We start from the raw sequence: 20,150 nt of genomic DNA on the forward strand, positions 1-20,150 counted from the left end.
GGCCTTGAGAGCCTATACCGAACGGGACCTGGATAAACGGGATCGTCTCCCCCCAAGACGGGCGCTCCCCCATAAGAAACGTTCCAAGACGGTAGGTTATGAAAGTAAAATTTGTTATTGTTAGCGCCCTTGTTGGCGCGATGAGTTCGTTTGGCCTGAATCCGGCGCTTAGCGCCCCTGCAAGTGAACCAACCAACCTCGCAGCTCTTCTCAAGGCGCGTCAGCAGAACAAAGTTGCTGAAGCCGATAAGGCAAAGACTTCGGTTAAAAGGGTGTCGGTCATCACCAACCGTGCCGCGCCTATGGGCAAGGGTTCCAAGTCTGGCGGTTCCAGCCGTTCGACCAAGGGCGGCGGCTATTCGCAGATCATCAATCGCTACGCTTCCACCTATGGCGTGTCGTCCTCGCTCGCTCATGCGGTCGTGCGCCACGAAAGCAATTTCCAGCCGAATGTGCGCGGCGCAGCAGGCGAAATCGGCCTGATGCAGATCAAGCTCTCGACGGCACGTGCCATGGGTTACTCCGGCTCGGCCAAGGGCCTTTATGAACCTGCCACGAACATTCAGTACGGCATGAAGTATCTTGCCATGGCACAGAAGCTCGGCGGCGGCAGCACCTGCGGCACGATCCTGAAATACAATGCCGGTCATGGCGCAACGCGCATGAACCCGATCTCTGCAAAATATTGCAGCTCGGTGAAGGCATATATGGCCGGGCTTTAAGCTTCGCTTTCGGAGTTCGCTCCAGAATTTACGTCGGCGGTTGCGTAGAGTTTCAAGCCGTTTGATGTGAACGAAAAGCCGGTAGCGGTTTTGCTACCGGCTTTTTTGTTGCTTTTTCGGACAGAAGCGAATTTATACGCGATGTCAGTCGGTCGGGCAGCCGCACTTGTCATATGCCGAAAGGCGGCAGGTGAGGAAAGTCCGGGCTCCATGGAAAGACGGTGCCGGGTAACGCCCGGCGGGGGCGACCCCAGGGATAGTGCCACAGAAAGTAAACCGCCTCGTCTTCCGTATCGTTGTTCAGACGCTTTGAGCGAAACGCAACGACAGGGATGACGAGGTAAGGGTGAAAGGGTGGGGTAAGAGCCCACCGCGTCTGCAGCAATGGAGACGGCACGGTAAACCCCACCGGGAGCAAGACCGAATAGGGACGGCGCGCCGGTTCGCAAGGACCGGCAATCGGTTTCCGGATCAGTCGTCCGGGTGGGTTGCAAGAGGCGGGTGGCGACATCCGTCCCAGATGAATGGCTGCCACGTCGGGCGAAAGCCCGGCCATACAGAACCCGGCTTACAGACCGGCTGACACTAATTCGAGATGAGAAAAAGCCCGGCTTTGAGCCGGGCTTTTCTTTGTGCGGCGCGGTTGCTTGGGAGGCGCTGCGCTAGTCCTTTATTTTAACGCGCATCTTTTCCGAAAACCGTTTCACACTTTTCGGGATGCGCTCCAGATGGATCAGATCGGGACACCGCTGAAGAAATCATAGATGAGCTTCAGGTTCAGCACGACAATGATGACGGCGGTGATGGCTGCCAGAAAGGTGACCCAGCGCGGGGCGACCAGCGATCCCATCTTCTTCTTTTCGGCGGTGAACATGACCAGCGGTATCACCGCGAAGGGCAATTGCAGGCTCAGCACCACCTGCGACAGGATCAGGAGTTCTGTCGTGCCCTGCGAACCGTACATGATTGTGACAACAGCGGCGGGAACAATGGCCACAAAGCGCGTGATGGCGCGGCGCAACCACGGTTTCAGCCGGATGCGGATAAAGCCTTCCATGACGATCTGGCCCGCCATGGTGGCGGTGATGGTCGAATTCAGGCCGCAGCACAGAAGCGCGATGGCGAAAAGCGTCGGCGCAAGCGATGATCCGAGCAGCGGGTTGAGCAGGGCATGGGCCTTGTCGAGATCTTCCACGCCGGTATTGCCGGTCGCGTTGAAGCTTGCCGCGGCGAGGATCAGGATCGACGCATTGACCAGCAGTGCGAAGGTCAGTGCGATGGTGGAATCGAGCGTCGAGTAGCGAATGGCCTCGCGCTTTTCAGCGGTGGTGTGCCCATAGTCACGCGTCTGCACGATGCCGGAATGCAGATAGAGATTATGTGGCATGACCGTCGCGCCGATAATGCCGAGCGCTATATAAAGCATGTCCGGGTTGCGGATGATCTCGACCGTTGGCGCAAATCCGAGAATGACCTCGTTCCATTTCGGCTGCGCCATCAGGATCTGAACCAGGAAGCAGAGCGCGATGACGGCCAGAAGCGTCATAATGAGCGCCTCGACGCGGCGGAAGCCCTTGTTTTGCAGATAGAGCACCAGAAGCACGTCGGCGGCGGTGATAATGACACCGATTTCAAGCGGAATGCCGAACAGAAGATTGAGGCCGATGGCCGTGCCGATAACTTCGGCAAGATCGGTAGCGCAGATTGCGAGTTCCGCCAGAAGCCATAGCGGCCAGGCCAGTAAGCGTGGATAGGCGTCGCGGCAGGCTTGTGCCAGATCGCGCCCGGTGGCGATTGCAAGCCGTGTGCACAGCGCCTGCAACAAAACAGCCATCAGATTGGACAGAAGCACGACCGACAGCAGCGCATAGCCGAAGCGGGAACCGCCAGCGAGCGAGGTCGCCCAATTGCCGGGGTCCATATAGCCGACAGCGACAAGATAGCCGGGGCCGACAAAGGCCATGGCCCTGCGAAAGCGCGAACCGGAGCGGTTGACCGCCACGGAGCGATGAACATCGGACATAGAGGCTTCGCCTCGATCCCGCCGCCAGCCTTCAAAGGTGACGTCGTGACCTTCGGACGGGCCCGCACCATGGGGTGTCATTATAAAGACCTTTATTACCAATATGCACTTGCAAACTATTTGCATTTAATAATGGCAGACGGGTGATGCGTCAATAGTGTGGAGGGCGATAAGGGAATAGGGGAATAGGGGAATAGGGGAATAGGGTGGGAACTCGGAGCCTCTGAAAAAATCGTTTGCGCTGAACAAGCGCCCGCGATCCTCTTCCCTTACTCCCTTACTCCCTTACTCCCTTACTCCCTTACTCCCTTACTCCCTTACTCCCTTACTCCCTTACTCCCTTACTCCCTTACTCCCTTACTCCCCTCAATATTCCTGTGCGCTCACGTAAAGGATAACGCTTCATTAAGCTTAATATCCGATAACTGACGAACGAATCCGCCTGATCGTCGCCATGACGGGAAAAGGCCGGAATCCACAGACATAACACAGGATAGCGGGGGCAACTCCCGGGAAAGGAACGGAATGATGGCGAGCCTCGGCGGAGACAAATCTCAAGCCGAAGGGGCTGAAGTCCGTCACGTTCCGGTGTTGATTTCCGAGGTGATTGACGCTCTCAAGCCTCGGCCCGGCGAAGTTATCGTCGATGGCACCTTCGGGGCAGGCGGCTACACCCGTCGCATATTGGATGAAGGCGCCGAAGTGATCGCGATAGACCGCGATCCAACGGCCATCGAAGCCGGGCGCGCCATGGAAAAGCAGTTTCCGGGGCGTCTGCATCTGGTGGAAAGCCGGTTTTCGGCGCTGGATTCAGCTGTAGCGCAAGTGAAGGGAGCAGGCAGCAAAGTGGATGGCGTTGTGCTCGATATCGGTGTTTCGTCGATGCAGATCGATGAAGCCGAGCGCGGCTTCTCCTTCCAGAAGGATGGGCCGCTCGACATGCGCATGTCCAGCAAGGGGCCCAGTGCTGCCGATGTCGTCAATCGTCTGAAAATGGGCGATCTGGCGCGCATCTTCAATTTCCTCGGCGAGGAGCGTCATGCAGGGCGCATCGCACGGATGATCGAGAAGCGTCGCGAGGCGCAGCCTTTCAGCCGCACGCTTGATCTCGCCAATGCGATTGAATCGCTGGTCGGGCGTAATCCCAAAGTGCCTATTCATCCCGCGACACGCGTGTTTCAGGCGCTGCGCATCTATGTGAATGACGAGCTGGGCGAACTGGCCCGCGCGCTTTTGGCAGCAGAACAGGTTTTGAAGCCCGGCGGACGGCTGGTGGTGGTGACATTCCACTCGCTCGAAGACCGCATGGTAAAACGTTATTTCGCGGATCGCGCAGGCGGTAGCGCGGGTTCGCGACACATGCCCGAAACGCATGTGCGTCATCCGAGTTTTACGCCCGCCGTCAAAGGTGCTGTTGGGCCGACGGCGGAGGAAGAAGCCAGCAATCCACGTGCGCGCTCGGCGAAGCTGCGCGCCGGACTGCGGACTGTAAATCCGCCGCTTGAAGATGATCTTTCGCTGTTCGGGCTGCCCAAATTGCCTGAAACGCATGAACTGAGCCGGAGTTGAACGAGTGCTGCGTACTTTTGATCTCATCATGATTGCGGCGATGTTGGTGGCAGCAGCTGTCACCTACACCATCAAGTATGACGCCGAAAAACAGGTCGCGGTCATCGCCAAGCTGACGCGCCAGATCAATTCCGAGCGCGATACGATTACGCTGTTGCGGGCAGACTGGGCGCTGATGACACAGCCGGGCCGCCTGCAAAGCCTGACCGGCGTCTATGAAAAAGAACTCAACCTGCAGCCGATCGTGGCCGAGCAGCTTATCCTGAGTGCTGCCGATATTCCGGAACGTCCGCTGGACGACATTCAGAAAATCATTTCCGGCACGGATGAACTGGTCGCAAGCGGTGTCCTCGAACAGGACAAGATCACCACCGGCAGCATCAAGAAGAAGAGCGGGGCAAAGCACTGATCATGCGGCTGAAACTCGGTCTCTCGAAGAAGAAGAACAAAAATGCGATGGACGGTCTGGAGCCGGTCGGCGATGAAAAGCTGGCTGGCAACATGGCTTTTGTCGGGTCCCGTAAAAAGCACGGCAATCGTGCTCGCAACCGTTTGTGGATGGCGATTGCCTGTTTCGTTGGCATCTATGGCGTGATTGGCGGCAAGCTCGTCTATTTCGGCATGATCGGCGGTGAGGATGAAGACGCTTCCGGCCCGGCGGTGCATCAGCTCGCCTCGCGTCCGGATATTCTGGATCGCAACGGTGAAATTCTCGCGACCGACATTAACACCGCTTCGCTTTATGCCGAACCGCGCAAGATCGTTGATCCGGATGAAACCATCGAAATGCTGTCCACGGTGCTGCCCGATCTGGATTGGGAAGCGACCTATAAGCGCCTCAAGAGCGGTGCGGGCTTCGTCTGGATCAAGCGCGGCCTGACGCCGAAGCAGCAGAGCCAGATCATGGCGCTCGGTGTGCCGGGCATCGGCTTCCGCACCGAAAAGCGCCGCTTCTATCCGGGCGGCCCGACCGCATCGCACATCCTCGGTCTGGTCAATGTCGATAACCAGGGCATTGCCGGTATGGAAAAATATATCGACAGCCAGGGTCTGACCGATCTTCGTCTTGCCGGTCTTGCGACCGGTCAGTCGCTTGAGCCGGTGCGCCTGTCCATCGATATTCGCGTGCAGCACATCATGCGCGACGTTCTGGTCAAGGCCATGGAGCGCTATCGCGCCATTGCCGCCGGTGCCGTCGTTCTCAACATCAAGACCGGCGAAGTGATCGCCATGGCCTCGGTGCCGGATTTTGATCCGAACAACCCGGTTAATGCCCTCGACAAGGACCGCCTCAACCGTATGTCGGCGGGCACCTACGAAATGGGCTCGACCATCAAGACCTTCACCACGGCGATGGCGCTCGATTCCGGCAAGTTCACCTTGCAGTCGAAGCTCGATGCAACACGTCCGCTGGTGTTCGGTCGCCAGAGCATCCGCGACTTCCACGGCAAGGGCCGCTGGCTGACGCTGCCGGAAGTGTTCATCTTCTCGTCGAATATCGGCTCCGGTCGCGAAGCCGATGCCGTTGGCATCGAAGGCCATCGCGCCTTCCTCAAGAAGATGGGTCTTCTCGACCGCATGCAGACGGAACTGCCGGAAGTGGCGCGTCCGGTCGAGCCGCGCGTCTGGAAGAAGGTTCATTCGATGACCATCTCGTTTGGTCACGGCATGATGACGACCCCGCTTCAGACGGCTGTGGGTGCGGCAGCACTTATGAATGGCGGAAAGCTGTTCAACCCGACCTTCCTGATGCGTTCTCAGGCTGAAACGGTTGCGCTCGGAGAGAAGCAGGTCGTTCATCCACAAGTTTCTGCTGATATGCGTTATCTCTACCGTCTCAATGCCACCGCTCCGGGCGGTTCGGGCAAGCGCGCGGCGGTTCCGGGCTATCGCGTCGGCGGAAAGACGGGTACGGCTGAAAAGGTAGTTCACGGTCGCTATTCGAAGGATTCGCGCTTTAACGCCTTCCTTGCCTCATTCCCGATCGAAGATCCGGCCTATGTCGTGCTGACCATCATCGATGAGCCGAAGCCGGAACAGGGCAAATTCGGCGCGACCGCGGGCTTCAATGCTGCGCCGATGGTCTATGAAATCATCAGCCGCTCGGCATCCTTCCTGGGCGTCAAGCCTGACTTCGAACTGGATGCGCAACCGGCAACTGTTAGCAATATGAGTGGCGGGCCTGATTTAAAACAGGAATTGCCGCCAGCAATGGTTTCCAACGAATACGACTGATTCGTGCAGCATAGCTTGGGTACGCAACGAAATTTGGATTTGATTGCCATGAAACTGAAGGAAATCGCTCTTTTTACGGAACTGGCCTCCGGCACCGACGGTGAGGTGGAAATCACGGGCGTGACCTCGGATTCCCGCAAGGTCGAACGCGGTTTCCTCTTCGCTGCGCTGAAAGGCGTGAAGGCGGATGGCGCGGCATTTGCTGCGGATGCAATCAAGCGCGGTGCAGCCGCCGTGATCGCGGCCAAGGATGCAGCCATCGACAATGCGAGCGTTCCGGTTCTGCATGTGGACGATCCGCGTCATGCGCTGGCAACAGCTGCGGCACAGTTTTATGGCAAGCAGCCGGAGATCATGGTTGCCGTCACGGGCACCAGCGGCAAAACTTCCGTTGCTTCCTTCACGCGTCAGATCTGGGCTTATGCAGGTTTTCCCGCTGCCAATATCGGTACGACGGGCGTGTTTTCGCCGACCCGCAGTGACTACAATTCGCTGACGACACCCGATCCGGTGGAGCTGCAGCGCGTTCTGGCTGAACTGGCCGACGAGGGTGTAACCCATGCCGCGATGGAAGCCTCGTCGCACGGGCTTGATCAGCGTCGTCTCGACGGCGTGAAGCTGTCTGCTGGAGCCTTCACCAATCTCGGTCGCGATCACATGGATTATCACTCGACCATCGAAGAATATCTTGGCGCGAAGATGCGCCTGTTCGATACGCTGCTGCCGAAGGGCGCGCCTGCGATCATCTTCTCCGACGATCATTTCTCGCAGCAGGCCATCGATGCCGCGACCGCTGCTGGTTGTGATGTGAAGACCGTTGGCCGCAAGGGCAATTTCATCAATCTGAAGCGCGTTGAGCATGAGCGTTTCCGCCAGCATGTCGAAGTGCGCATTGGCGACGAAATCTTTGAAATCGAGCTGCCGCTGGCCGGTGATTTCCAGGTGGCGAACGCACTGGTTGCCGCTGGTCTCGCTATGGTTACGGGCGTGCCTGCTGCCGCTGCCATGCGCGCACTGGAACGCCTGAAGGGCGCGCTGGGTCGTCTTGATCTGGTGGGGGCGACGGAAGATGGCGCACCGGCCTATGTGGATTATGCGCATAAGCCGGAAGCGCTTGAAAATGTTCTGACTTCGGTTCGCCCATTCACCACGGGTCGCGTGATCGTCGTGTTCGGCTGTGGCGGCGATCGTGACAAGGGCAAACGCCCGATCATGGGCGAAATCGCCTCGCGCCTTGCCGATGTGGTGATCGTCACTGACGACAATCCACGTTCGGAAGTACCGGCGCAGATCCGCTCGGAAATCATGGCTGCGGCGACTGGCGCGACTGAAATCGGCGATCGTCGTGAAGCGATCTTCACGGCTGTGTCCATGATGATGCCGGGCGACACGCTTGTGGTTGCGGGCAAGGGACATGAGGAAGGCCAGATTGTCGGCAGCATCACCCTGCCATTCTCCGATCATGCGGAAGTCGCAGCCGCACTGGCCGCCCGTCTTGAGGAGCGTCAGGGATGAAAGACTGGCTGTGGTCATCGGCTGATATGGTTGACGCCATGGGAGGCAGGCCTTTCGGCAAGCTCCCTAAAGGCATCACCGGCATTTCCATCGACAGCCGCACGCTGAAACCCGGCGAGGCGTTTTTCGCGATCAAGGGCGACCTTTTCGACGGCCACGACTTTGCTACGGCCGCAATGGCCGCTGGCGCGGGGCTTCTGGTGGTGGCCGAGCATCGTCTGCCTGCATTCGGCAATCTCAAAGTGCCGATGATCGTCGTGGAAGATGTGCTTGAAGCGCTGATCAAGCTGGGCATCGCATCGCGTGCGCGCTCAAAGGCGCAGATCATTGCAGTGACGGGTTCTGTCGGCAAGACGACGACCAAGGAAGCGCTGCGTCATGTGCTGTCCGGCGTCGGCAAGGTTCATGCCTCGGTCGCATCCTTCAACAATCATTGGGGTGTGCCGCTGACGCTCGCCCGCATGCCAGCCGATACCGATTACGGCGTGTTCGAAATCGGCATGAACCATCATGACGAAATTCGTCCGCTGGTGAAGATGGTGCGCCCGCATGTGGCTCTGATCACGCTGATTGCACCTGCCCATCTTGGTCATTTCGCCAATCTGGAGGAAATCGCGGTCGCCAAGGCCGAGATTTTCGAAGGCATCGTTCCCGGCGGCTATGCGCTGCTGAACCGCGACGACAAGCGTTTCAAGCAGCTGGAAGAACTGGCGGAGAAAGCTGGCGTCGAACATATTTCGACCTTTGGCGAAAATGTCCGCGCTGAGTATCGCCTGCGCGAAGTCAAGCTGCACCCGACATGCTCCTGCATGACGGTGAAGATTGGCAATCACGAAGCTGTCGTGAAGGTCAGCATACCGGGCCGTCACATTGTACAGAACATGCTGGCGGTTCTTGGCGCTTGCGACCTCGTCGGTGCTGATCTCGCCAAGGTGACCATGGCCATGGCGACCCTTTCGGCAGAAGGCGGTCGCGGTGCGCAGCATGTGCTGCAACATCCCGATGGCGGCGCGTTTACGCTGATCGACGAAAGCTACAATGCCAATCCTACATCCATGCGTGCGGCGCTGGCACTGCTCCAGTCGTCCAAGCCGGAGGGTCCGAAAGGACGGCGTATCGCCGTTCTTGGCGACATGCTTGAACTTGGTCGCCAGTCCGGAAAGCTGCATGCCGACCTCGCACGGCCCATCGTGGATGCCGAAGTGAGTTCACTTTTTATCGGCGGCCCTGAAATGTCAGTGCTTAAAAACGCCTTGCCGGTTGAAATTCACACCGAATACAGGCAGAGCACCGAAGAATTACTGCCGCTGGTGATAAAGGCGGTCCGTCCTGGCGATGTCATTATGGTGAAATCGTCCAAGGGAATCGGCTTCTCCAAAATCGTCAAGGCTTTCACTAACCAGTTTCCGCCGGTCGAGCCGGCGGAATAGGCGATGGTCGAGGGAATTTTCTCCACATGCTGATGCTTCTCACCTTCTTCGCAGAACACATGACACCGCTCAACGTGTTCCGCTACATCACCTTCCGCACCGGCGGCGCAATGATTACGTCGGCGCTGATCGTGTTCCTGTTCGGCCCGGCGATCATCAACTCGTTGCGCGTCCGTCAGGGGAAGGGGCAGCCGATCCGCGCGGACGGCCCGCAGACCCATTTCAAGAAAGCCGGTACGCCCACCATGGGCGGTCTGATGATCATGACCGGCATTCTCATTTCGTGCCTGCTGTGGGCCAATCTTGCCAGCGTCTATGTCTGGGTTGTGCTGCTGGTCACGGTGGGTTTCGGCGCCATCGGTTTCTATGACGATTATCTGAAAGTGACGAAGCAGTCCGACAAGGGCTTTTCCGGCAAGGCGCGTCTGGGCATTGAATTCCTGATCGCAGCGATTGCCGCCTTCGTTATCATGCGCGCAGGGCAGGAGCCTTTTTCCTCCTCGCTGACCTTTCCATTCGCCAAGCAGTTTGTCATCAATCTGAGCTGGTTCTTCATTCCGTTCGCAGCCTTCGTGATGGTCGGCGCGGGCAATGCCGTGAACCTGACGGACGGTCTCGACGGTCTGGCGATCGTGCCGGTCATGGTTGCCGCCGCTTCCTTCGGTTTCATCGCCTATCTTTCCGGTAATGCGATCTTCGCAGATTATCTGCAAATCCATTTCGTGCCAGGCACGGGTGAACTCGCCGTGGTGCTGGGTGCGGTGATCGGTGCAGGCCTTGGCTTCCTGTGGTTCAATGCGCCGCCTGCCGCTATCTTCATGGGCGATACGGGTTCGCTGGCGCTGGGCGGCATGCTCGGCACCGTGGCCGTTGCAACCAAGCATGAAATCGTGCTCGCCATCATCGGCGGTCTGTTCGTGATGGAAGCGCTTTCGGTGATCATTCAGGTTGGCTCGTTCAAGCTGACCGGCAAGCGCGTCTTCCTGATGGCGCCAATCCACCACCATTTTGAAAAGAAGGGCTGGACCGAGAGCCAGGTCGTGATCCGTTTCTGGATCATCGCCATCATTCTCGCGATGATCGGCCTTTCCACCCTCAAGCTCAGATAACAACAAGACCAGTATCGACAGGCAAGAAGAATGATCCCGATCACCGCCCTTAAAGACAAGACTGTCGCCCTCTTCGGATTGGGCGGGTCGGGCATCGCCACGGCCAAGGCCATTGTGGCCGGGGGGGCGAAGATCATTGCCTGGGACGATAATCCCGACAGTGTGGCCCGCGCACAAGGCGCAGGCATTGCAACGGGCGATCTGAGGCAGGCGGACTGGTCACAGTTCGCTGCTTTCGTGCTTTCGCCCGGTGTTCCGCTGACCCATCCGAAGCCTCATTGGACGGTCGATCTTGCCCGTGCTGCAGGCGTCGAGATCATTGGCGATGTGGAGCTGTTCGTGCGCGAGCGCAATCATATCGCACCTGATTGCCCGTTCATCGCCATTACCGGCACCAACGGCAAATCGACCACCACGGCGCTGATCGCCCATATCATCAAGGCGTCTGGTCGTGACATGCAGCTCGGCGGCAATATCGGTACGGCAATCCTGACGCTCGAGCCGCCAGCGGCAAACCGCTTCTATGTGGTTGAATGCTCGTCCTACCAGATCGATCTGGCGCCTTCGCTGAACCCGACTGCCGGAATTCTGCTGAACCTGACGCCGGATCATCTCGACCGTCACGGCACGATGGAAAACTATGCGGCCATCAAGGCGCGGCTGGTTGCGGCCAGCGGCACGGCGATTATTGGCGTTGACGATCTTTACTGCACGGCGATTGCCGAAAATCTGGCGGCGAACGGCGTCAATGTCGCGCGGATTTCGAAGGAAAAGCATCTCGACAACGGATATTTTGCCGACGGTTCTACCCTGATGCATGCTGAAGCAGGCGAGGTTGACGAATTGGCTTCGCTGGCCGGGATCGGTTCGCTGCGCGGCGCGCATAATGCGCAGAACGCGCTTGCAGCTGTGGCAGCCTGCCTTGCGGTTGGCCTGTCGCTCGATGAAATTCGCGCTGGACTGAAAAGCTTTCCGGGCCTGGCGCACCGCATGGAGCAGGTGGGGCGGCGCGGCAAAGTGCTGTTCGTCAACGATTCCAAGGCGACCAATGCCGATGCGACCGCTCCGGCGCTCTCGTCCTTTCCGAATAACATCTACTGGATCGCGGGCGGCGTGCCGAAAGCGGGCGGGATCGAATCTCTCGGCGGGTTCTTCCCGCGCATTGCGAAAGCCTATCTGATCGGCGAGGCGGCGGCGCAGTTTGCCGCGACGCTCGGTGACAGCGTGCCGTTCGAGATTTCGGATACGCTGGCCGTGGCCGTCGATCATGCCGCGCGCGATGCGGGCAATGATGCAGCCCCGGAACCGGTTGTGCTGCTCTCGCCAGCCTGCGCCAGCTTCGATCAATTTCAGAATTTTGAAAAACGCGGCGATGCCTTCCGCAGCGCCGTATTGGCACTTCCCGGTATCATGCCAATTGGAGGAGAAAGCTGATGGTAAGCCGTGTCGATCGCGGTCCTGTCGCCAACTGGTGGTGGACAATAGACCGCTTCTTTCTCGTAGCCTGTCTGGCCCTGATGGGGCTTGGCATTCTGCTGTCCTTTGCGGCAAGCCCGGCTGTGGCGTCGCGTATTGGTCTCGATAGTTTCCATTTCGTCGAACGTCAGATCGTTTTCATGATCCCGGCGGTCATCGTCATGGTGGGCGTGTCGTTCTTTTCACCGCGGCAGATCAGGCGTTTCGCACTGATCCTGCTTGCCGTTTCCATGGTGCTGATGGTTGCGGCGCTCTTCTTCGGTATTGAAGTGAAAGGTGCGCGCCGCTGGGTCAATCTGGCCGGTATTTCCATCCAGCCGTCCGAGTTCATGAAGCCCGCCTTCGTGGTGGTTTGCGCATGGCTTTTCTCCGAGCGCGAACGCGGCGGCGACATGCCGGGCTATTTCCTTGCCATGATGCTGTTTTGCGCCGTTGCTGGTCTTCTGGTGTTGCAGCCCGATCTTGGTCAGACCATGCTGACCACCGGCACATGGGGCGCGATGTTCTTCCTCGCTGGCCTGCCAATGTTCTGGATTCTGGTTCTTGGCGGCCTAGCCATCTGCGGCGGCTTCAGTGCCTATTTCGTGTTCGACCACGTGGCCGGTCGTATCAACCGCTTCATGACGGGCGAGGGTGATACGTTCCAGGTCGATGCCGGGCGCGAAGCCATTCTGCGTGGCGGCTGGTTCGGGCAGGGTCCCGGCGAAGGCACTGTCAAGCGCATCATTCCCGATAGCCACACCGACTTCATCTTCTCGGTGGCTGCGGAAGAATATGGCATCATCCTGTGCATGATCATCATGTTCCTGTTTGCCTTCATCGTGGTGCGCGGACTTTCCATCGCGCTCAAGGAACGCGATGCGTTTACGCGTCTCGCCGTGTCGGGCATCGTGATCCTGTTCGGCTTCCAGTCGATCATCAACATGGCGGTGAACCTGCACCTGATGCCCGCAAAGGGCATGACGCTGCCGTTCATTTCCTATGGCGGCTCGTCGCTGGTGGCGATTGCCATCACCATGGGCATCCTGCTGGCGCTCACCCGTCGCCGTCCGGAAGCGCGCATGACGCATACGGTCGGACACATGGGTTCAAGTCGAGGCGAGCGCATTCCTGCGCTGTGAGGGGCTGATGGGTAAAGGTGTTATCGTATTGGCCGCCGGGGGAACGGGCGGCCATCTTTTTCCAGCGGAAGCGCTGGCGCATGAGCTGAAATCACGCGGCTGGGACGTGCATCTGGCGACGGATGCGCGTGCGCAGCGTTTTGCGGGCGCCTTCTCGGAAGACCATGTGCATGTGATCCGTTCCGCGACCATTGCGGGCCGCAATCCCTTTGCGCTTCTCAAGACATTCTGGTCGCTGTGGCAGGGCAACCTCGATTCACGTAAATTGTTCCGCCGCCTGAAACCACAGCTGGTTGCCGGTTTCGGGGGCTACCCGACCTTGCCGCCGCTTTATGCCGCGAGCAACATGCATATTCCAACGCTGGTGCATGAACAGAACGCCGTCATGGGCCGCGCCAACAAAGGGCTTGCGGGACGCGTCAAGGCTATTGCAGGCGGCTTTCTGCCGGAAACAGGCGGTGCTTTTTCCGAGAAGACCGTGACGACCGGCAATCCGGTGCGCCCGCCTGTACTTGCGGCAGCTGCCACGCCTTACATGCCCGCAAAGCCTGATGAACGGTTCCGTCTTTTGGTTTTCGGCGGCAGTCAGGGCGCGCAGTTCTTCTCGAATGCGATACCGGCTGCGGTCGCTCTTCTGCCGGAAAAGGAACGTGCGCGGCTTCTAATTACCCAGCAGGCGCGCAAGGAAGACGAAGCTTCGGTGCGCGAGGCTTACAAGGCGCTTGGCATTCCAGCCGATGTGGCTCCCTTCTTCAACGATATGCCCGCACGGATGGCGGATGCGCATTTCGTAATTTCGCGCTCGGGCGCATCGACCGTTTCGGAAATCACCGTGATCGGTCGTCCGGCCATTCTGGTGCCGTTCCCCCATGCGCTCGATCACGATCAGGCGGCCAATGCTGCTGCACTCGCCAGCGCTGGCGGCGGCGAGGTTGTGCGACAGGCGGATCTTTCCCCCGAACGCCTTGCGCAAATCCTGCAATCGGCGATGAATGAGCCGGAAAGGCTCGAAAATCAGGCAAAAGCCGCAAAAAGCGTCGGTAAGCCAGATGCTGCGCGGTTGCTTGCCGATCTGGCAGAGGCTATTGCAGCAGGAAAATCTGTCCAGGAATTTAAAAAAGGAACTCGGTCATGAAAATGCCGCTGAACATCGGGCTCGTCCATTTCATTGGAATTGGCGGCATCGGCATGAGTGGCATCGCCGAGGTGCTGCACAATCTCGGATACAAGGTCCAGGGCTCGGATCAGTCGGACAGCGCCAATGTGCAGCGTCTGCGCGAGAAGGGCATCGAGGTCTTTGTCGGTCACAAGGCGGAAAACCTTGGCGACGCGGAAGTCATCGTTGTTTCTACGGCTATCAAGAAGACCAATCCCGAGCTGGCCGCTGCACGCGAAAAGCTGCTACCCATCGTGCGTCGCGCCGAAATGCTGGCCGAGCTGATGCGCTTCCGTCGTGCGGTCGCCATCGGCGGTACGCATGGCAAGACGACCACCACCTCGATGGTGGCGGCGTTGCTTGATGCAGGGCATCTCGATCCGACCGTTATCAATGGCGGCATCATCAACGCCTATGGCACCAATGCCCGCATGGGTGACGGCGACTGGATGGTGGTGGAAGCCGACGAAAGCGACGGCACCTTCCTCAAGCTGCCCGCCGATATTGCGGTTGTAACCAATATCGATCCGGAACATCTCGACCATTACGGCAATTTCGACAATGTGCGCGCTGCTTTCGCGCAGTTCGTGGAGAATGTGCCATTCTACGGTTTTGGCGTCATGTGCCTCGATCATCCGGAAGTGCAGGCGCTTGTCAGCCGTATCGAAGATCGCCGCATCATCACCTATGGTCAGAACCCGCAGGCGGAAGTGCGCTTCGTCAATCAGCGCATGGAAGGTGCAGCGAACCTGTTCGACGTCGTCATCCGTTCGCGCAAGGGCGAGACGGTCGAAATCAAGGATCTGCGCCTGCCGATGCCCGGCCAGCATAACGTATCCAACGCCACGGCTGCCATCGCTGTCGCGCATGAACTGGGCATATCCGCCGACGATATCCGTCGCGGCCTCGGCTCATTCGGTGGCGTGAAGCGCCGCTTCACCCATACGGGTTCGTGGAATGGCGTCGAAATCTTTGACGATTACGGTCACCACCCGGTGGAAATCCGCGCAGTGCTGAAAGCCGCGCGCGAAGCCACAAGCCAGGCAGGCGGTCGCGTGATCGCCATTGTGCAGCCGCATCGCTATACGCGCCTGCACAGCCTGTTCGACGAATTTGCTGCCTGCTTCAACGATGCTGACACCGTCATCGTTACGCCGGTCTATACGGCTGGTGAAGACCCTATCGAAGGCGTGAACTCCGAAACGCTCGTCAGCCGCATCAAGACGGCGGGCCATCGCGATGCGCGTTATGCCAGCGGACCGGAAGCATTGGCTCCACTCGTTGCTTCTATCGCGCAGCCGGGCGACTTTGTGGTCTGCCTCGGTGCGGGCAACATCACGCAATGGGCTTATGCGCTGCCCAAGGAACTCGCCGAACAGGGTAAGAAGTAATGGACTATCACCCGATGGAAAGCGGCGAGACGCTTCTCAAGAAGCTCGACGGCAAGCTGTCGGGCCTGCGCGGGCGTCTGACGCCCGATACGGGCATGGACAAGATCACCTGGTTCCGTGCCGGTGGTCCGGCACAGGTTCTGTTCCAGCCTGCCGATGAGGAAGACCTGTCGAATTTCCTGAAGGCAGTGCCGGAAGAAATTCCAATCCTCGTGGCCGGTATCGGTTCCAATCTACTCGTCCGCGATGGCGGCGTGCCTGGCTTTGTTGTCAGGCTCTCCGCAAAGGGCTTTGGCGAGGTGGAGCGCGTCTCCGAAACGCAGCTTAAGGCAGGCACAGCGACGCCAGACAAGCGCGTGGCTGCGGCGGCGCTTGAGGCGGGGCTTGCGGGCTTCCATTTCTACCACGGCATTCCTGGTGGCATTGGCGGGGCGTTGCGCATGAATGCGGGCGCCAATGGCGTGGAAACACGCGAGCGCGTCGTGGAAGTTCGGGCGCTTGACCGCAAGGGCGAGCTGCATGTGCTTTCCAATGCCGATATGGGCTATGCCTATCGCCATTCTTCGGCATCGCCGGAGCTGATATTCACCTCGGCGCTGTTCGAGGGCGTTCCGGGTGACCGCGAGGATATTCAGCGCGCCATGGACGAGGTGCAGCATCATCGTGAGACGGTGCAGCCTGTGCGTGAAAAGACCGGCGGTTCAACTTTCAAGAATCCTGAAGGCACATCTGCCTGGAAGGAAATCGACAAGGCTGGCTGTCGTGGATTGCGCGTCGGCGGTGCCCAGATGTCGGAGATGCACTGCAATTTTATGATCAATACCGGCACCGCGACCGGGCATGATCTGGAGACTTTGGGCGAGACAGTTCGCGCAAAAGTTTTCGAGAACTCGGGGATTCGCCTCCACTGGGAGATCAAGCGTCTCGGTTTGTTCCGCGACGGCGAGCGCGTAGAAGAGTTTCTCGGCAAAGTTTAATAAAAAAAATGCCCGGATTTTCTGCCTGAAATTCCGGGCTTTTTTGCCTTCGCAAGCGACGCGTAAGCTTCGTCCCTTTTGATAGGGTCTTGTCACGGAATCAATCCTCTGATTCTTTATGGTTAACCACACAGTGATTTGATTCGGCAGGATTTTCCTGCCGTGGGTGTCTGCGGCCTGCGCCGCTGGACTGTTCGGACTCTGTTCTTGATTCACCGCGCAGGGGATTGCGCAGAGGGGATGCTTAACATGACGGGAAAACACGTCGCCGTTTTGATGGGTGGATTCTCCTCCGAGCGTCCTGTCAGCCTGTCGTCTGGCGCGGCCTGTTCAAAGACCCTCGAAGAGTGCGGTTACCGCGTGACCCGCATCGATGTGGATCGCAACGTCGCAAGTGTTCTCGCCGAGCTGAAGCCTGATGTCGCCTTCAATGCGCTGCATGGTCCGTTCGGTGAGGATGGTGCCATTCAGGGCATCCTCGAATATCTCCAGATTCCCTACACGCATTCCGGCGTTCTCGCTTCGGCGCTCGCCATGGATAAGGATCGCGCCAAGAAGGTTGCTGCGGCCGCTGGTGTGGCTGTTGCGCCGTCGCGTCTGATGAACCGTTTCGACATCGGTTCCGAGCATCCGATGGAGCCGCCTTATGTCGTCAAGCCGGTGCGTGAAGGCTCCAGCTTTGGCGTCGTGATCGTCAAGGAAGACCAGACCCATCCGCCGCAAATCATCGGCTCTGCCGACTGGAAATATGGCGACGAAGTTCTGGTCGAAAGCTACATCGCCGGGCGTGAACTGACCTGCGCCGTGATGGGTGATCGTGCCATGGACGTCTGCGAGATCGTTCCGGTCGGTCATCAGTTCTACGATTATGATTCAAAATATGTTGCAGGCGCATCAACTCACGTGTGTCCGGCAAAAATTTTACCAAATATTTACCAAAAAATACAAACAATGGCCCTTACGGCGCATCGGGCAATCGGGTGTCGGGGCGTAAGCCGGTCGGACTTCCGTTTCGATGATCGTTTTTCAGAAGAAGGCGAAGTTATCTGGTTGGAAGTTAACACCCAACCGGGAATGACCCCCACATCGCTCGTGCCTGATATCGCCAAAGCGGCTGGTATCTCTTTCGGTGAATTGTTGAGTTGGATGGTGGAGGACGCGTCTTGTTTGCGTTGAACGGCAAAAATGATGGATATAGGCGCTCGGGCGCGATGCGAGACGCATCGGCGATGAATGTCGCATTCGTCCTGCCACGCTTTCTGCGCAAGCCGTTTCGCTTCGCCGCCCGTCTGTTTCAGGGCAATGTCAGCATTCCGCGCCATGCTGGCACGATCGGCATGCTGGGCTTCCTCGGCGCTACCGGCCTTTATGGCATGGTCATCGGCAATCATTCTCAGGAGGTGGTGAAGGCCACGGCCTCGACGCTCGGTTTCGCTATCGAGGATGTTAAGGTTGTCGGCAATCACGAGACCTCCGATATCGATATTCTGGGTCAGCTTAACCTTGATGGCGAGACGTCGCTGGTGGGCTTGAGCGCTGAAGAAGCGCGCGCCTCCATCGCGCAGTTGCCGTGGGTTGAAAGTGCGGAAGTGCGCAAGGTTTATCCGGGCACGGTTCAGGTTGCGCTGCACGAGCGTCAGGCTTTCGCCATCTGGCAGAACGACAAGGAACTGTCGCTGATCGATGCCGAAGGCGACACCATCGTGCCTTTCCGCGCCGGTCGTTACAACACACTGCCGCTCGTCGTCGGTGACGGCGCCCAGAAGGTCGTCAAGGGCTTTGTCGACGAGGTCGCAAACTATCCGGCGCTGGCTGGCAAGGTTCGCGCCTATATCCGCGTTGCGGACCGTCGCTGGGACCTGCTGCTGGACAACGGCGTGCGCGTGATGCTCCCGGCGGAAGACCCGTTGAAGGCTTTGGCGCAGATCCAGAAGCTCGATGAAGAAAAGCATCTTCTGACTCGCGATATCATGGCGGTCGATCTCCGCCTGGATGATCGCATCACCGTTCAGCTGACGGCAAGCGGTATGGAACAGCGCCAGAAGTTCCTGGCGGAGCGTAAGAAAGAATTGGCCCGCACGGGGAAGCGCGTATGAGTATTCTGGGCGGTAAGGGATCATCTCAAGGCGGAACTGCAGGGCGCAAGGTGCGCCTGCTCACGGTTCTGGATGTTGGCTCAAGCAAGGTGTCCTGCGTCATCGCAAGGCTGCGTCCGCATGAAGGCGGCGCGCTTCTGCCAGGCCGCACGCACCGCATGGAAGTGCTCGGCATCGGCCATCAGCGTTCGCGTGGCGTAAAGTCCGGCGTGATCATCGATCTCGATGCCGCCGAACAGTCCATCCGTCTCGCAGTGGATGCCGCAGAACGCATGGCCGGTCTGACGGTCGACAGCCTGATCGTGAATATTTCGGCTGGTCGCCTCAAGAGCGAAAGCTTCACCGCGAGCGTCAATCTCGGCGGTCATGAGGTCGAGCAGACCGATATTCGCCGTGTTCTCGCAGCTGGTGCGAAGCAGGCTCTGGCCGCAGAACGTCACCTCGTTCACTCGCTGCCCATCGGCTATACGCTCGATGGCGAGCGTGGCGTGCGCGACCCGCAGGGCATGCTGGGCGACAGCCTGGGCGTCGATATGCACGTGCTGACGGCTGACGCGGCTCCGCTGCGCAATCTCGAGCTTTGCATCAATCGCTGCCATCTGTCGGTCGAAGCCATCGTCGCAACGCCTTATGCAAGCGGCCTGTCGGCTCTGGTCGGCGATGAAGCCGAAATGGGCGCAGCCTGCATCGATATGGGCGGCGGCACGACGACGATATCCGTCTTCTCCGAAGGCAAATTCATTCACGCCGATGCGGTTGCCATCGGCGGCAATCACGTCACGATGGACGTGGCGCGCGGTTTCTCCACTCGTATGGAAGACGCCGAACGCCTGAAGGTCATGTACGGCTCGGCGCTGTCCAGCGCTGCCGATGACCGCGATCTCATCTCCGTCTCGCCGATTGGCGATGACGAGCGTGATGTACCCAATCAGTATCCGCGGTCGGTTTTGACGCGGATTATCCGTGCAAGAGTGGAAGAAACGCTGGAACTGGTTCGCGACAGGCTGAACCAGTCAGGCCTCGGACACATTGTCGGCAAGCGTGTGGTTTTGACCGGTGGCGCAAGCCAATTGCCGGGAATGCCCGAAGCAGCCAGACGAATCCTTGCAAGAAATGTACGAATCGGGCGTCCTCTAGGAATAGCGGGATTGCCTGAGGCGGCTAAGGGGGCAGCTTTTGCCGCGACCGTCGGACTTCTGATCTACCCGCAGGTGGCCGGGATAGAAGAACGGTCGGTAAAAGCAGCTTCCTCCGGTCTCATGACCGGTACGGGTGGGCGCATTCAACGTGTCAGCCAATGGCTGAGGGAGAGTTTCTGAGTAACCGATCT

At 58.8% G+C, this 20,150-nt stretch carries 16 protein-coding genes and 1 other RNA gene; 16 read left to right on the plus strand and 1 reads right to left on the minus strand.

The genetic code is table 11. The features are described from left to right. Positions 1-98 precede the first annotated feature (98 nt). Together FHW00_RS05490 and rnpB are read left to right on the plus strand one after the other, a co-directional pair. The gene (locus FHW00_RS05490) at positions 99-722 is read left to right on the plus strand and encodes a lytic transglycosylase domain-containing protein (protein ID WP_078338667.1); all 624 of its coding nucleotides are present in this window, start codon (positions 99-101) and stop codon (positions 720-722) included. Between the two features lie 144 nt (positions 723-866). Beyond that, an RNA gene (gene rnpB, locus FHW00_RS05495) (RNase P RNA component class A) lies at positions 867-1,309 on the plus strand. A gap of 146 nt (positions 1,310-1,455) precedes the next feature. Here rnpB and FHW00_RS05500 read toward each other — a convergent pair. After that, a complete protein-coding gene (locus tag FHW00_RS05500) occupies positions 1,456-2,826 on the minus strand; it encodes an Nramp family divalent metal transporter (protein WP_078338666.1) in 1,371 nt (456 codons plus the stop codon). 444 nt (positions 2,827-3,270) lie between these two features. Between FHW00_RS05500 and rsmH the strand changes: the two genes are divergently transcribed. From rsmH to ftsA, 14 genes are all read left to right on the plus strand, one after another. Continuing rightward, positions 3,271-4,314: a 16S rRNA (cytosine(1402)-N(4))-methyltransferase RsmH gene (gene rsmH / locus FHW00_RS05505; protein ID WP_176168332.1), complete on the plus strand. Its 1,044-nt coding sequence runs from the start codon at positions 3,271-3,273 to the stop codon at positions 4,312-4,314. A gap of 4 nt (positions 4,315-4,318) precedes the next feature. Then, positions 4,319-4,723 carry a cell division protein FtsL gene (gene ftsL / locus FHW00_RS05510; RefSeq protein WP_078339417.1) on the plus strand — a complete coding sequence of 135 codons (405 nt, stop codon included), beginning with the start codon at positions 4,319-4,321 and terminating at the stop codon, positions 4,721-4,723. 2 nt (positions 4,724-4,725) lie between these two features. Beyond that, a complete protein-coding gene (locus tag FHW00_RS05515) occupies positions 4,726-6,549 on the plus strand; it encodes a peptidoglycan D,D-transpeptidase FtsI family protein (RefSeq protein WP_078339416.1) in 1,824 nt (607 codons plus the stop codon). Positions 6,550-6,591: 42 nt separating this feature from the next. Further along, the gene (locus tag FHW00_RS05520; protein ID WP_078339429.1) at positions 6,592-8,064 is read left to right on the plus strand and encodes a UDP-N-acetylmuramoyl-L-alanyl-D-glutamate--2,6-diaminopimelate ligase; all 1,473 of its coding nucleotides are present in this window, start codon (positions 6,592-6,594) and stop codon (positions 8,062-8,064) included. Then, positions 8,061-9,494, plus strand: coding sequence for a UDP-N-acetylmuramoylalanyl-D-glutamyl-2,6-diaminopimelate--D-alanyl-D-alanine ligase (locus FHW00_RS05525; protein ID WP_078339415.1), 1,434 nt, complete (start codon positions 8,061-8,063; stop codon positions 9,492-9,494). The genes FHW00_RS05520 and FHW00_RS05525 overlap by 4 nt, the downstream gene beginning before the upstream one ends. 26 nt (positions 9,495-9,520) lie before the next feature. Next, complete coding sequence (gene mraY, locus FHW00_RS05530; protein ID WP_078339414.1) at positions 9,521-10,603, plus strand: phospho-N-acetylmuramoyl-pentapeptide-transferase; 1,083 nt, start codon at positions 9,521-9,523, stop codon at positions 10,601-10,603. A gap of 30 nt (positions 10,604-10,633) precedes the next feature. Continuing rightward, the gene (murD, locus tag FHW00_RS05535) at positions 10,634-12,037 is read left to right on the plus strand and encodes a UDP-N-acetylmuramoyl-L-alanine--D-glutamate ligase (RefSeq protein ID WP_078339413.1); all 1,404 of its coding nucleotides are present in this window, start codon (positions 10,634-10,636) and stop codon (positions 12,035-12,037) included. Beyond that, positions 12,037-13,200 (plus strand): putative lipid II flippase FtsW, encoded by a 1,164-nt coding sequence (gene ftsW, locus FHW00_RS05540; RefSeq protein ID WP_078339412.1) that lies wholly within the window; start codon positions 12,037-12,039, stop codon positions 13,198-13,200. Before murD ends, ftsW begins: the two co-directional genes overlap by 1 nt. 7 nt (positions 13,201-13,207) lie before the next feature. Beyond that, positions 13,208-14,335, plus strand: a complete 1,128-nt coding sequence (gene murG / locus FHW00_RS05545; protein ID WP_078339411.1) for an undecaprenyldiphospho-muramoylpentapeptide beta-N-acetylglucosaminyltransferase — start codon at positions 13,208-13,210, stop codon at positions 14,333-14,335. After that, positions 14,332-15,747, plus strand: coding sequence for a UDP-N-acetylmuramate--L-alanine ligase (gene murC, locus FHW00_RS05550; protein WP_078339410.1), 1,416 nt, complete (start codon positions 14,332-14,334; stop codon positions 15,745-15,747). Before murG ends, murC begins: the two co-directional genes overlap by 4 nt. A 14-nt stretch (positions 15,748-15,761) precedes the next feature. Further along, positions 15,762-16,724 carry a UDP-N-acetylmuramate dehydrogenase gene (gene murB / locus FHW00_RS05555; RefSeq protein WP_078339428.1) on the plus strand — a complete coding sequence of 321 codons (963 nt, stop codon included), beginning with the start codon at positions 15,762-15,764 and terminating at the stop codon, positions 16,722-16,724. A gap of 249 nt (positions 16,725-16,973) precedes the next feature. After that, positions 16,974-17,900 (plus strand): D-alanine--D-alanine ligase, encoded by a 927-nt coding sequence (locus FHW00_RS05560; protein WP_078339427.1) that lies wholly within the window; start codon positions 16,974-16,976, stop codon positions 17,898-17,900. Continuing rightward, positions 17,888-18,820, plus strand: coding sequence for a cell division protein FtsQ/DivIB (locus tag FHW00_RS05565; protein WP_078339409.1), 933 nt, complete (start codon positions 17,888-17,890; stop codon positions 18,818-18,820). Before FHW00_RS05560 ends, FHW00_RS05565 begins: the two co-directional genes overlap by 13 nt. Beyond that, positions 18,817-20,139: a cell division protein FtsA gene (gene ftsA, locus FHW00_RS05570; RefSeq protein WP_078339408.1), complete on the plus strand. Its 1,323-nt coding sequence runs from the start codon at positions 18,817-18,819 to the stop codon at positions 20,137-20,139. The genes FHW00_RS05565 and ftsA overlap by 4 nt, the downstream gene beginning before the upstream one ends. The last annotated feature ends 11 nt before the right edge of the window (positions 20,140-20,150 follow it).

It is taken from the genome of Ochrobactrum sp. P6BSIII, assembly GCF_014138065.1.
Lineage (GTDB): Bacteria > Pseudomonadota > Alphaproteobacteria > Rhizobiales > Rhizobiaceae > Brucella.

Excerpts from the sequence above, each read along its gene's own strand:
- murC (WP_078339410.1), top strand. The coding sequence starts at position 14,332 with ATGAAAATGCCGCTGAACATCGGGCTCGTCCATTTCATTGGAATTGGC.
- FHW00_RS05500 (WP_078338666.1), bottom strand. The coding sequence starts at position 2,826 with ATGACACCCCATGGTGCGGGCCCGTCCGAAGGTCACGACGTCACCTTT.
- FHW00_RS05490 (WP_078338667.1), top strand. The coding sequence starts at position 99 with ATGAAAGTAAAATTTGTTATTGTTAGCGCCCTTGTTGGCGCGATGAGT.
- rsmH (WP_176168332.1), top strand. The coding sequence starts at position 3,271 with ATGATGGCGAGCCTCGGCGGAGACAAATCTCAAGCCGAAGGGGCTGAA.
- mraY (WP_078339414.1), top strand. The coding sequence starts at position 9,521 with ATGCTGATGCTTCTCACCTTCTTCGCAGAACACATGACACCGCTCAAC.
- murG (WP_078339411.1), top strand. The coding sequence starts at position 13,208 with ATGGGTAAAGGTGTTATCGTATTGGCCGCCGGGGGAACGGGCGGCCAT.
- FHW00_RS05515 (WP_078339416.1), top strand. The coding sequence starts at position 4,726 with ATGCGGCTGAAACTCGGTCTCTCGAAGAAGAAGAACAAAAATGCGATG.
- FHW00_RS05560 (WP_078339427.1), top strand. The coding sequence starts at position 16,974 with ATGACGGGAAAACACGTCGCCGTTTTGATGGGTGGATTCTCCTCCGAG.
- ftsW (WP_078339412.1), top strand. The coding sequence starts at position 12,037 with ATGGTAAGCCGTGTCGATCGCGGTCCTGTCGCCAACTGGTGGTGGACA.
- ftsA (WP_078339408.1), top strand. The coding sequence starts at position 18,817 with ATGAGTATTCTGGGCGGTAAGGGATCATCTCAAGGCGGAACTGCAGGG.
- FHW00_RS05525 (WP_078339415.1), top strand. The coding sequence starts at position 8,061 with ATGAAAGACTGGCTGTGGTCATCGGCTGATATGGTTGACGCCATGGGA.
- murD (WP_078339413.1), top strand. The coding sequence starts at position 10,634 with ATGATCCCGATCACCGCCCTTAAAGACAAGACTGTCGCCCTCTTCGGA.
- murB (WP_078339428.1), top strand. The coding sequence starts at position 15,762 with ATGGAAAGCGGCGAGACGCTTCTCAAGAAGCTCGACGGCAAGCTGTCG.